Genomic DNA, 12,927 nt, shown 5'->3' with positions numbered 1-12,927 from the left:
CCGGTTGCGCCGGTGTCGCCCGTCGCACCTGTGGCACCGGTCGATCCTGTGGCTCCGGTTGCGCCGGTGTCACCCGTCGCGCCCGTGGCGCCGGTCGATCCGGTGGCGCCGGTGTCGCCCGTCGCGCCCGTGGCTCCCGTCGAACCCGTGGCTCCGGTTGCGCCGGTGTCACCCGTTGCACCCGTGGCGCCAGTCGCACCTGTGGCGCCGGTTGCGCCGGTGTCACCCGTCGCGCCCGTGGCTCCAGTCGATCCTGTCGCACCGGTTGCGCCGGTATCACCCGTTGCGCCCGTTGCGCCGGTCGAACCTGTAGCTCCGGTTGCGCCGGTGTCGCCCGTCGCACCTGTGGCACCGGTCGATCCTGTGGCTCCGGTTGCGCCGGTGTCACCCGTCGCGCCCGTGGCGCCGGTCGATCCGGTGGCGCCGGTGTCGCCCGTGGCTCCCGTCGAACCCGTGGCTCCGGTTGCGCCGGTATCACCCGTCGCACCCGTGGCGCCGGTCGATCCTGTGGCTCCTGTGGCGCCGGTGTCACCCGTTGCTCCCGTGGCTCCCGTCGATCCCGTGGCTCCGGTTGCGCCGGTGTCACCCGTTGCACCCGTGGCGCCAGTCGCACCTGTGGCGCCGGTTGCGCCGGTGTCACCAGTCGCGCCCGTGGCTCCAGTCGATCCTGTCGCACCGGTTGCGCCGGTATCACCCGTTGCGCCTGTGGCACCGGTCGATCCTGTAGCTCCGGTTGCGCCGGTGTCACCCGTTGCGCCGGTTGCTCCGGTTGCACCTGTGGCTCCGGTTGCGCCAGTCGCGCCCGTGGCTCCGGTCGCGCCCGTAGCGCCAGTTGATCCTATCGCGCCGGTTGCGCCGGTATCACCCGTTGCACCGGTTGAGCCTGCCGCACCCGTGGCGCCGGTTGATCCTGTCGCGCCCGTCGCGCCGGTGGCTCCGGTCGCACCCGTGGCGCCGGTTGATCCTGTCGCGCCCGTCGCGCCGGTGGCTCCGGTCGCACCTGTGGCGCCGGTTGATCCTGTTGCGCCCGTCGTGCCCGTGGCGCCGGTCGCACCTGTGGCGCCGGTTGATCCTGTTGCACCCGTCGTGCCGGTGGCGCCGGTCGCACCCGTGGCGCCGGTTGATCCTGTCGCACCCGTCGCGCCGGTGGCGCCGGTCGCACCCGTGGCGCCGGTTGAGCCTGTCGCGCCCGTGGCACCCGTCGGACCAGTATTGCTCGCCGATGAAGCTGCCGTTAGCTGAAACACGCCGTCGTTGTTCGTCGTGTCTGCGCCGCTTACCGTCCCGGCGCCTGAGGCGGGAACGGTAAAGGACCCCGCGGCAATAACGGTATTACCCGACTGGTTGTTGTTACTGCTGTCCGGACGAATTGCGGTGATCGTGTACGTTCCACTCGAAGGAACGTCGATGATCAATTGAACAGATGTAAACGGGCTTGCGTTGTTCGAGGGTAACGAAAAGCTGGCTACGATTATCCCAGTCGAAGTCGTGACATAGTACTGAACGGCAAAACTGCTTGAAATATTGGCTGTTGTGTCGAGCGAACCGGTGAGCGTGACCTCAAGGCTCAACAGGCCCGCATAAACCGCCGCTCCGGCTTCAGTGAGAGGCGGCGCGAGTTCGGCACTTGACGACACCGGCAAGTCCCATCGACCACCGAACGCCGCGGCACCCACCAACCCGGACGCAGCCGAAACATAGCTGTCGCTCGCGTCCGAAAGTGCCTGCACGAATGCTGCGCCGACAGGTCCCGCCCCTGTCTCGCAACTCCAAAGCCTCAGATCGCCATCGGTGGATAGCGCACGACCGAGCGCTGCAAGTTCGGGCGCGTCGCGCGCAACCGTTTCAACCGTCCACTCACCACTGCTAAAGCAAACCCGCCCAGGCGCGCCATGCGCAACGATGTGAACCGCATCGAGGCCTTCGATCCCCTCGAGCGCTTCGGCCATCTGCTGCGCCGCAGACCGGCGATGATCGAGCACGAAAGCCTGGACTTCGGGCCGCAGATTCTGCAGCAGCGTGCCGAGATCCGGAACAAATGAATCGACAAAAAGAAATTCAGACTTGCCGCGCATCGGCCAGGTCCTTTCGCCAAAAACAATTGTTGGGCCGCGCGCTTGAGCGCTCGGCCCGGAAATCAATAAAAAAGGCCGCCTGGCAAAAAAGCTCAGGCGGCGCGTCCGCTTGCTCCACCCGACGGTGGAGTCTCTAAATCACTTCGAACTGAAAGAAATTCTGCCGGCTTGAATTCACCGTTCGATTGAAAAATTCCGATGTCATAAGCGCTGGACAGGCGCGCAACCTTGAGACGGATCTCGACGCCGTTGAACTGGTTCGATGCATCGGGAAGCGTGAGCTGCGATACGATCGCCTTCGTATTGCGGTCGACGATGAAATACGTGACGTTCTGGGTGGTCGGCCCGCGCGGCAAGTTCCCGGTCACCAGAATTTCGTGGAAGCCCATCGCTGAGAGCACGCCGGCGTATGACTCGATGCCGGCCGCCGTGATCGGCGGCCTCACTGGCCCTTGCTTCGGGGAGACCTTCGGCTTACTTACGCAATCATCTGACATACGATACTCAATACGCTGCCTGCGATCTCCCCAGCCCCAAGTGCTGGAGTGAAATCGTCAGTGTGAAAAACACATGCGTCCAAGAAGCACCGGCAACTGCGGTGGTCTCAATCTCAATAAGAATTCAAAACTATCGAAATAAAAAAACTACCCCGAAAGGCGAGCCTCCCAGAAAGCACTCTTTTAAAGCTGATTAGAACAGAGGCCGCAAGGGATTTTTAATTAACGCGTGCGCGATCGCACTCCGCAAGAATACGGGACCGCCTCGCCGGCCGGCGCGATTCACCGTAAAGGACCTTTGCTCTCCTTATTCAGCGAATTTGGATTAATGTAAAGATATCGAGGACGCGGATGAAGATCGCTGATCCGTCTCGATCGGAGCGGCACATTTCTCCGGTCTGACGCCGGGATTGCCACAAATCATAGAGTTTGCGCAGTGTCAGACGCCAAGCGCCTTTGCCTCAATATGATCGTCAAGAACGAGACCGCAAATCTGGAGCGCTGTCTTAGTTCTGTCGCGGCTCATATCAGTTGCTGGGTGATCGGGGATACGGGTTCGACCGACGGCACGCAGGATTTCATCAAGCGCTTCTTCGCCGAACGAAAGATTCCCGGCGAGTTGCACAGTTTCCCGTTTCACAATTTCGAACAGGCTCGCAACGCGGCGCTCGATCATGCCTACGCATCGCCGCTTGATTACGACTATCTCCTGTTCGACGACGCAGACATGGAGCTGGTCGTCGAGGACGCGGATTTCCGCGGGAAGCTGACCGGCCCTGGCTATCGCCTGCGGCAGATGACATCAGGCGGCCTCAGCTACTCCAACACACGCCTGGTTCGGCGTGACGCCGACGCACGCTACCACGGCGTCACTCACGAATACCTCGACGTGCCGGGCGGCGTGGAAGAGCTCAGCGGTGTGTCGTATATCGACCATGCCAGCGGATCCAATCGCGTCGACAAATTCGAGCGCGACATCCGTCTCCTGAAGGCGGCGCTCGAGAGCGACCCAAGGAATACCCGTTACTGGTTCTACCTCGCGCAATCCCTTCGCGACGCCGGCCGTCTCACTGAGGCCGCAGATGCATATGCCAGGCGCGCCGACATGGGCGGCTGGGACGAAGAAGCCTGGATGGCGCGCCTGCAACAGGCGCGCTGCCTGCGCGGCATGGGTGACGACGCCGGATTTGTCAGCAAAGCTCTCCAGGCGTTCAATGAACGGTCACAGCGGGCGGAGCCGCTTTACGACCTCTCGAGGTTTCACCGGGAAAGAGGGCAGAACCACACGGCGGCGCTGTTCGCGGAGTTCGGGCTGACAATCGGATATCCCAGGTCGGACATCCTGTTTGTGGAGGACCATGTCTACAAAACCGGACTGCTTGAGGAGTATTCGATCGCAGCGAACTACGCCGGCGACATGGAGCGAAGGAACCGCGGCTTTGCAGCGTGCAACTATCTCGCGCTCAACCGGGACGTTGCCGACGGGCCGCGCGAACTGGCGTGGTCAAACCTGCATTTCTATGTACAGCCAGCGAACGTCGTCCTGCCCTCGTTCGCGCCGAAGCGGATCGACTTTTCCGCGCCCGACGGCTATGTCCCGCTCAATCCGTCGGTGACGCGATTGGGGGACCAGATTCTTGTCGCTCAGAGGGCGGTCAATTACGCCATGACGGAAGACGGGCTCGAGTATCGGACCTCCGATGGCGAACCGATCAAGACGCGCAACTTCCTTCTTCATCTTGGCGACGATCTCTCGGTCCGTTCCAGCACCGAAATTCTGCCTCCCAGCGACATGCCGCCACCTGCCTTTCCGGGGGTTCAAGGCTTCGAAGACATGCGATTGTTCGCCTGGCGCGACGCCCTATGGAGCATCGCCTGCGTGCGAGAGCTCACGCCCGAGGGCTGGTGCGAACAGGTGCTGGCACGGCTGCAGCAGGACGAGAGCAGGCACTATCGTCTGGTTGAATGGCGAAAGCTTGAGCCCGAAGGCCCAAAACGAGATGAAAAGAACTGGATGCCTCAGGTCGCGGATGGCGACCTAAACTTTCTGTATCTTTGCGACCCGACCCGCGTCGTAAACGCCGAAGGCAAAACGCTTCAGGAGCACCCTCCCCGCATTTCAGCGACGCGCTTTCGCGGCGGCACGCAACTGGTTCCATTCGACGACGGTTGGCTTGCTGTCATCCACGAGGTGCAGTGGCGCCCGGCCGAACGAAGACGCTTCTACTACCACCGGTTCGTCTGGTTCAACAATTCGAACCGGATGGTGGCAGTCAGCCGCCCGTTCTATTTCAATCGAAAGGGCGTGGAATTTGCGGCCGGGCTAGCCTGGCATCCGGATCAGCAGCGGCTGCTTGTATCCTACAGCGTTGCGGACTCTGAATCGTGGATCGCCACGATCGAGGCTTACGACGTCCGTCGCATGCTGGAGCGCACCAACGAGATTTGGGACGGCCGGACCGGGCGCCGCCCATCCCTCCCGCTCGGCTCCGTCGTCGAGTCCGTTGTAAAGGGGCAGCCGGTCCGATTCTTCGTGACCAACCCGTCAGACGCGGTGATGAAGTTTCACCAGCAAGGACAGTTCTACGAGAGCGAGGAGCTTGGACTCATTGCGAGTCACTACCGAGGAACCGGGGCATTCGTCGACATTGGAGCAAACGTCGGCAATCACGCGATATACATGTCGAAGTTCACGAACGCTCCAAAGATCATCGTCTTCGAGCCCAATGATGTCGCCGTATCGATTCTCAAGATAAACTGCAGCATGAATGGCTGCCGAAACATAGACATGAGCAATCTCGGCACCGCGCTCGGTGCGAGATGCGGCAGATTCCGCAAGGAAACGCCCGACCCTGACAATCTCGGCCACACCCGCTTCTTCGCCGATCCGCTCGGCGAGGCCGATGCAATTCCCGGCGACTCCGTACTGCTTGATGAACCGATAGAACTCATCAAGCTCGACGCTGAGGGAATGGAGTTCGAGATACTCGATGGACTGCGCGAAACGATCAAACGTTGGCGTCCGACCATCTTCATCGAGATATGGGATTCCGCGGGCGCTGCCTTCGAAAACTGGTGTGCTCAATACGGATACCATACCGTCGGACAATACCAACGCTATGACGGGATCCAGAATTACCTGATTGCCCCGCTCCCGGTCGCGACGAATGACGCCGCAGAGGCACAATCAACCGAAACTTTCTTCGAGAGCCTCGCCCCATTCCTCCGCCTCGCTGATTCCACCGAAGGACGTCTCAGCTCGACTAAAGCCTTCGATGACCGGATTGCCCCCCTGCTCGGAGACGAATCCGGGCCGTTGCCGCAAATCAATCTGTTCTACGAGCCAATGTCGGATCAGCACCGAACGCTGATGGCCGCGACATCGTCAATGCGCGCCGTCGGGCATGCGGTTCGCATCTGGACTTATTCGCCTGATAAGTTCGCGTTCCTTGCGGCGCGAGGGATCGACATTCGGAACGCGTCGGATGTTGTGCCCAAGGCGCTGTTCGATCGAGCGGCTGCTCGGTCGGAAGTGCGATTCTTCAGCGACATATTCCGATACGCCCTGCTTTACGAGCATGGCGGTCTTTGGATGGACTCCGACGTTATACTGCTAAAGCCATTCCCGTTCGTCGGCGACTACTTCTTCAACCTGCAATGGCGCGGCGGACATCGCCGGCACTTCGTTTGCGGCAATGTGATCTATGCCAAGCCATTCAGCCGCCACTTGCGTACCCTGTACGAGCGTTCGGTCGACTGCTTGTACAGTAAAGAACCGATCATGTTTGGCGACATCGGGCCCAAACTGCTGTCCGACTATATCGCATCATCCGAAGGCCAGGAATTGCGTGCGAGCGTCTTCAGTCCAGTCCTCTTCAACTCGATCGATTGGACCGAGGTTAATGCCTTTCAGCGGCCGGCCAGCGAGCTCGCCAACTACCTCAACGATAACCGCGTGTTCGGGCTGCATCTATGGACAGCCCGCAATCAGACCCGTTCGGAGGATCCCAACTCTTTGATCGCGATGCTCACGAAATCCGAGGATGGCCCACCCACATTCGCGGATCTGGCAGACCAGTTCAATACCGACAAGAACCGCCACACCGGCAACCGGCACAGCTATGCGCGGATCTACCAGCGCTTGCTGTCAAGCAGACGATTTTCGTTGCGACGGCTCATGGAGATCGGCCTTTGCAGAGGGCTTGCGGAAGGAAATCAAAGCGACGTACCGTCGGTCGCGCTTTGGCAAAGCTATTTTCCATTCTGCCATGTTACCGGCGTCGATCTCACCGACTTCTCAGCACTCAACAACAGTGGGTTCACGTCGCATGTTTGCGATCAGTCGGACCGGGGACAGCTGCGTGATCTGGCTGCGCGGCTCGAACCAGGCTCGTTTGACGTCATCATCGATGACGGCAGCCATGCCTCGCTCGACGAACAGCAATCGTTGGTCGAACTCTTTCCCCTGTTGGCCGATGGTGGATGGTACTTCATCGAGGATCTGGACTGGCAGCCGCCCGGTGAGGACCCGGCCAAGATTACGCTCACGAAGACTCTGCTGCGCGAGATAAAGCAGCACAACGAAGCCCGCTCGCTGGATCCTTTTGGCGTGGCCCGCATCGCCCACCAGTTCGTGGATATTCTCTTTTTCGAAAGTCATTATGAGTTGGCCAGGGCCAAGTTGATGGGAGGGCTGGTTGCCATCCGCAAGCGGGGTGGATCCGGCTTGATAAGTGCACGTTGAACCGACGACCAGAAAAGCCCGCTTCACTTTGGCGTTCGCTGAGGAGCCCGATTGAAAGTCGCAGTCTACACGATTGCATTGAACGAGGCCGCGCATGCCGAGCGCTGGGCGCACTCTGCCTTGGATGCCGACTATCGGATTGTGGCGGACACGGGTAGCAGTGACGACACGGTAGAGCGTTTGCAACGTGCAGGCGTCATCGTTCACACGATTTCGGTCCGTCCCTGGCGTTTTGATGTCGCGCGGAACGCTGCAATGGCGCTCATTCCATCCGATGTCGATGTCTGCTGTTCCATGGATATGGATCGCTATCTCGAGCCGGGATGGCGGGAGAGGCTCGAGGCTGCGTGGTCAGCCGATACGACGGCCCTGTTCTGCCGCACGGTCTACCGGGCACATCCCGGCGATCCAGCGATCTTGCGCGGCTGGCCGACGAAGAATTTTCATCATCGTTGGGGATATCGGTTCAAGCGTCCGGTCCATGAAGCTCTCTCATACTCCGGAGCAGAAGTCACCACGGAGTGCCTCGATATCGTGATGTGCGAGGTGCAGGATCATTCGAAAGATACCCGGCAGCAATATCTGCCGCTGATGGAAGTCGCTCATCGAGAGGATCCCGACGATTCGCAGATCTGCTTCTGGCTCGGCCGGGACTATATGTGGGCGAACAGAAGCGATGAGGCGACTGCACTGCTTTCACGGTATTTGGAGCTGCCAACAAGTACGTGGAGCGAGGAACGGGCGGAGGCGATGCGCTACCTCGCACGGACTGACCCGGCCAGGAAGATCAACTGGCTCGAAAGAGCGCGACTGGAAGCCCCACACCGGCGCGAGATCTGGTTGGATTTGGCCGAACATCTTCATAGCCAGGCAGATTGGCATAATCTCTTCTGGGCCTGTGCAAACGGCATCGGAAAGACCCGCCGGACCGGGAGCTATCTCGATGATGAGCATAGCTGGGGGTTTCGACTGCACGATCTTGGCGCGATTGCCGCCTGGCATCTCAACGCGATGGACCAGGCCGTCGCATGGGGACGTGCCGCCCTCGAACTGGACCCTCACAATCAGCGGCTGATCAATAATCTGGAGTTCTTTGTAAAGAGACGAAGCGAAATAATGGCGGGGTCGCCATCGTGAGTCCCGATTGCTTGCAGGCCGGATTATTCACGTCGTTTGGCACAATCGTCTATCTCGACCCGGCGACGAGAACGCTTCGGCACGGTCCAATCGATCATGTGCCTGACAATCTGGTCCTATTGGTGCCCCAGCAGTCGACAAGCCATCAATGTCGCGCGCGCTATACGCCGGGCGCCGGGAAGGCGGAAGACTTTGGGTTTGGTCGAGACGGGCTGAAGCCGATCCTGGACGAGAGCAGCGCAGCTGCACCGCTGGAACTGATCGCTCTGGAGCGCGGGCTGTTCTGCCTGAAGCTGGGCAACGCCTTTCTCTCTGCCTATCCCGACGGCAACTTCGGCTTTGCCAAGACCTGCAGCACTTGGGAGTTGTTTCTGATCTCCGCGGACCTGGCACACGGCGGATATCCCGAGACGGACTACAGGTCTGAAGGATACGCGGTTAGAGACATTCAGGAGTACATCGTTCATCCCGCGATCCGGGCTCGGACCGGTGTGAGACCACTGAGGGCAAAGCTATTGGCCTTTGGCTATCCGGCCTGGTCACATGGACGGGTCTACTACGACCTGAGCAAGAATTTGTACAAGAAGGGCTACATCGTAGACATTCTTAATTGGCAGCAGAACCACGCGCAACATCTCGACGCCCTTCAGTCGTACTATGACTGTTTCATAACTGCCCTGGACGGGGTCAGTGTCCTGGTTGATACCTACAAGGTGCCGTACGAGCGGATCATTGCGGTGTCTCACCACGAATTCGACATCCGCATGCTCATCGAACGGAAGGGCATCGAGGCTTTTGAAAAATTCTCCAACTATGCCGTTGTCAGCGACTATGTTTATTGCGCTTCCATGATGAGTGGCATTTCCAGGCCACCCATGGTCGCCTCTCTCGGCATCGACTACGGTACATTCTACTCCCCAATAGCTCAGCATTTGGACGCGGTCGGCTATGCAACTTCCATGGCGACAAAGACTTACGGTGTCGAATGGAAGAGAGGAGCGCTCGCTCAATCGGCCGCGGCTGCCGCCGGGCTACCGTTCAAAGTCGCCGGCTCGACAGCGAAGCAAACATCATTTCATGACATGCCGGAGTTCTACCGGTCTGTCGGCGCCATTATAACAAGCTCGATCAGCGAAGCTGCACAGTTACCGGTCATGGAGGGAGCAGCGGCAGGCCGCCTGGTCATCGGAACGCCAGTCGGTCATTTCCCGCAGAAAGCCTGTCAGGGCGGGGGCATCCTTGCACCCGTTCAAGCCGACAGGTTTGTGTCTTTCACCGCTGCGACCCTGAAGTTCTACAAAGAGAACCCCTCAGCCTACGTCGAGAAGTGCCACTCGATCCAAGAGGCCGCAAGAAAGTTCGATTGGCAATTCTCGATACAAGATTGGGTTGACCTGATTGAGGGTCGAAGAATGTGAACGCCCAGCCCTGCCGTTTGGGGCGCTCCTCAATCGCACAATGTTGATGGCGATCGACCGCTCGGTCTACGAAGCGAGGGCCATCGGGACTTCGCGCCGTGTCAGAAGCAGATCGCAGAATCCCCTCCGAGCCGCCCGCAACTCTCCGGGTTCGATTGTCGCCACTGCGCGACCGCCAGCGACGGCCTGCTCGCGTCGGCCGGCGCTGCCGATTGCCTGCTGCGCTCTTCATCGAGGAGCTGCGAATGAAGCTTCTGGATCTGCACGTTTCGCTCGAGCGGGGACATTGTCCTGGCCTAGACCTGCCCGGCCAGTACCTTGCGCAGGGCATTCTCCCGATCGAGCAATCCGGGAAACGGCAACTGCGGCCGTACGAGCTCCGTCGCCTTGATCACGCAGGACGCCCTCGCCTACGCCTGTGCGATCTGATCCGGAAAGGCACTGCGGCAATCCGCGAGCGCGCCGTTCGGGCTGACTGGCGCCAGGTTGACCGCGCTCGGCTGCGCCTCCTTGTCGATGGTCGGGCGGGCTACCCCCGCAACAGCAGGAAGCAGAGCGGGAGAACGACGAGACATCGCGCTCGCTTCGACCAAGTCGCGCCACCCGGCGGCCGAGCAAGCATCCCGAAAGTCCGGCCAACACCCTGCCCGTGGAGCTGCCGGCCGGCCCCAATGTCGGGATGTCAATGCTGGCTTCCGCCCACCGCGTGGCCAAACTGAGCGATCGGTCAAAGTCGATTCATCGGCGTTTTGCGGGGGCAGCGTCACAGCGCCTGACGAAACCAGGGTCTCAGCTGATAAGAGATCTGCGTCGTCGAAGATGTCGTATCCACAGGTAGCAAGAAATCCCACTGATCCTCAACATTGGGCGATTGGTCGACCACGACCCGCTCGCTATCGGCGAGCGCTAGAGAGGTCCGCAAGCGCTCGCTGGTACGAGCAAGCCATGCACAGTTAAGGGCAGCAAATTCATTCGCTTTCATGTGGCCAGTTGGTATCGACAAAGCCCGCATTGCAAAAAAGTAGTATCTCGAAATAACGCGCCAGCAGCAAAACGCGGCGGTACTCTGGATTGAATTTTCGATGTAATTTCGTTGGTCACGTAACCCTGTGCGCGACGACCCGTTACGACCGCTGCGCCGCATTGTTGCCTACGGACGCTTTCGCCGACGAAGCGAGGGTTGTTGTTCCGAGGGCCGACGGACATCCGAATTGGAGATAAGTACACCCGGTCATTGCAACCGATGCCATCAAAGCGCCATAGCGGGCAATTCTCTTGTTAGCTGAACGTGTGTGTACGTCGGGGGGCCGGCCAGCATCACTGTTCAACGTGCACTGGTCCGTCTGCACTCGGACTCCGCGTGGCTAGGCACCTTTATCAATAAGCGCACGATCAGCCTGGTGATCGCGTCGCTCAATTTGTGCTTTTTCCCGACCGAGTCCTTGCCTTAGGATGAGTGATTTAAGCGAAGACATTAGGTGGCGCCGCGATGCGCTCAAGAAATTCTTAGAACGAAAAGCAAGAAGGCGACTGATCCGGCGTCATGGGGCTTCAGATGACCGATCGTATTGCACTTTTCATCGATGGTGCGAATCTGCACACGACGGTCAAGAACCTCGGCTTTGAAGTCGACTTCCGGCGATTGCTCTCGGAGTTCGGCAAGCATGGGCAAATCGTCCGTGCTTATTTCTACACGGTCGTGAGGGACGACGACGAATTCAGCAGCCTTCGGCCGCTGGTGGATTGGCTCGATTACAACGGATATGCAGTGAGGAGAAAGGCCGCCAAGCAGCACGACGACGGCGAGGGACGGCGGCGAATGAAGCGCAGCATCGGCATCGACCTCGCGGTCGACGCAATGGAGATCGCGCACCGCATCGACCATGCGTTCGTGTTCTCCGGCGATGGTGACCTGCGAGCCGTTGTCGACGCTGTCAGGCGGATGGGCGTGCGTGTCACCGTCGTTTCCAGCATCCGAACGAAGCCTCCGATGATCGCCGATGAGCTTCGCAGACACGCCGATGCCTTCGTTGAACTCGAGAGCCTCAGGTCATCGATCGAGCGTCCAGCGCACCCGATCGCGCCGGAGTGACGTTGCGGCCGCCTGCCCACGTCGCCGGCGGAGATCGGCTGGAGAGGCGAGCGCGGCACGATTCAGGGCGTTTGAACAAGTCAGTCGTCATTGCCGCGGCCGCTTCTCGTGCCACGTTCCGATTGCTTCGAAACGAGGCCCTACACGGCGCGGTTTTGCGTCGGCGAGCGGCCGCCGCCGTCGGCGACCAGCACCGCTCCGGTCACGAAGGACGCCTCGTCGGAAGCGAGGAACAGGCAGCATGCCGCGATCTCGGCGGGCTCGGCCATCCGTCCGAGTGCGATCCGCCGTTCGACGCCGCGAAACTCGGCGTCGGGCGTGGTGCCATTCTGGTCCGCGAGCAGCTGCATTTCATAGGCGCTCATCGGCGTCCGCACCCAGCCGGGCGCCACGGCGTTGGCGCGAATGCCGTCGGCGCCGTGGGCGTAGGCCAGCGAACGCGTATAGGCGACGACGGCCGCCTTGCTGGCGGCGTAGCTTGCGCTGTCCGGGCTGGCATTGAACGCGGCAACCGAGGCGATGTTGACGATCGCGCCGCCACGCTGCTGGAGCAGCGGCAGGGATGCCCGGCAGACCCGCATGGTCCCCGTGAGGTTGACATCGAGCGTCCTGGCCCAGACCTCGTCGGAGATGCTGGCGGGCCGATCCGGCACGATCAGGCCGGCGGCGTTGACGACGATATCGAGCCACGCGCCGCAGGCGGCGACGGCGTTGGCAATGTCGTCCGGACGCGTGACGTCGCCATGGACCGCCTGCCCGCCGCACTCCGCCGCGGCTGCTTGCAACTCAGCCTCACCGAGGCCGAACAGCACGACGCGCGCGCCGCTCAATGCGAGCAGTGAAGCCGTGGCCCGGCCGATCCCCGTGGCTGCGCCTGTCACCAGCGCGGTCTTTCCGTCCAGCCGCGGCATCAGGGCATGATCCGGAAAAATGGAAACCGGTCTTCCGAAAGGATCATGCTCAT

The 12,927-nt window shown here is 60.6% G+C and carries 7 protein-coding genes; 4 read left to right on the top strand and 3 right to left on the bottom strand.

Features of this window, described 5'->3' with window-relative positions; translation table 11 throughout:
* Both JQ573_RS08905 and JQ573_RS08900 read right to left on the bottom strand, forming a co-directional pair.
* Positions 1 to 2,141 (bottom strand): DUF4347 domain-containing protein (locus tag JQ573_RS08905; protein ID WP_249131271.1); only part of this gene is annotated, 2,141 nt, incomplete at its 3' end.
* 26 nt (positions 2,142 to 2,167) lie between these two features.
* On the bottom strand, positions 2,168 to 2,521 hold the full coding sequence (locus JQ573_RS08900; RefSeq protein ID WP_212310811.1) for a hypothetical protein: 354 nt from the start codon (positions 2,519 to 2,521) through the stop codon (positions 2,168 to 2,170).
* Between the two features lie 487 nt (positions 2,522 to 3,008).
* Between JQ573_RS08900 and JQ573_RS40750 the strand changes: the two genes are divergently transcribed.
* The 4 genes from JQ573_RS40750 (at position 3,009) to JQ573_RS08880 (ending at position 11,963) form a co-directional block, all read left to right on the top strand.
* Positions 3,009 to 7,316 carry an FkbM family methyltransferase gene (locus tag JQ573_RS40750; protein ID WP_212310812.1) on the top strand — a complete coding sequence of 1,436 codons (4,308 nt, stop codon included), beginning with the start codon at positions 3,009 to 3,011 and terminating at the stop codon, positions 7,314 to 7,316.
* Between the two features lie 51 nt (positions 7,317 to 7,367).
* Complete coding sequence (locus tag JQ573_RS08890; protein WP_212310813.1) at positions 7,368 to 8,453, top strand: glycosyltransferase; 1,086 nt, start codon at positions 7,368 to 7,370, stop codon at positions 8,451 to 8,453.
* Between the two features lie 11 nt (positions 8,454 to 8,464).
* The gene (locus tag JQ573_RS08885) at positions 8,465 to 9,871 is read left to right on the top strand and encodes a hypothetical protein (protein ID WP_212310814.1); all 1,407 of its coding nucleotides are present in this window, start codon (positions 8,465 to 8,467) and stop codon (positions 9,869 to 9,871) included.
* A gap of 1,543 nt (positions 9,872 to 11,414) precedes the next feature.
* Positions 11,415 to 11,963: an NYN domain-containing protein gene (locus JQ573_RS08880; RefSeq protein WP_249131270.1), complete on the top strand. Its 549-nt coding sequence runs from the start codon at positions 11,415 to 11,417 to the stop codon at positions 11,961 to 11,963.
* Positions 11,964 to 12,103: 140 nt separating this feature from the next.
* Here JQ573_RS08880 and JQ573_RS08875 read toward each other — a convergent pair whose 3' ends face one another.
* Positions 12,104 to 12,874 (bottom strand): SDR family NAD(P)-dependent oxidoreductase, encoded by a 771-nt coding sequence (locus JQ573_RS08875; protein WP_212310815.1) that lies wholly within the window; start codon positions 12,872 to 12,874, stop codon positions 12,104 to 12,106.
* Positions 12,875 to 12,927: the final 53 nt, after the last annotated feature.

The organism is Bradyrhizobium sp. AUGA SZCCT0105 (assembly GCF_018129565.1).
Taxonomy (GTDB): domain Bacteria; phylum Pseudomonadota; class Alphaproteobacteria; order Rhizobiales; family Xanthobacteraceae; genus Bradyrhizobium.
This window is presented reverse-complemented; position numbering and strand designations above follow the sequence as displayed.

Excerpts from the sequence above, each read along its gene's own strand:
- JQ573_RS08880 (WP_249131270.1), top strand. The coding sequence starts at position 11,415 with ATGGGGCTTCAGATGACCGATCGTATTGCACTTTTCATCGATGGTGCG.
- JQ573_RS08875 (WP_212310815.1), bottom strand. The coding sequence starts at position 12,874 with ATGCCGCGGCTGGACGGAAAGACCGCGCTGGTGACAGGCGCAGCCACG.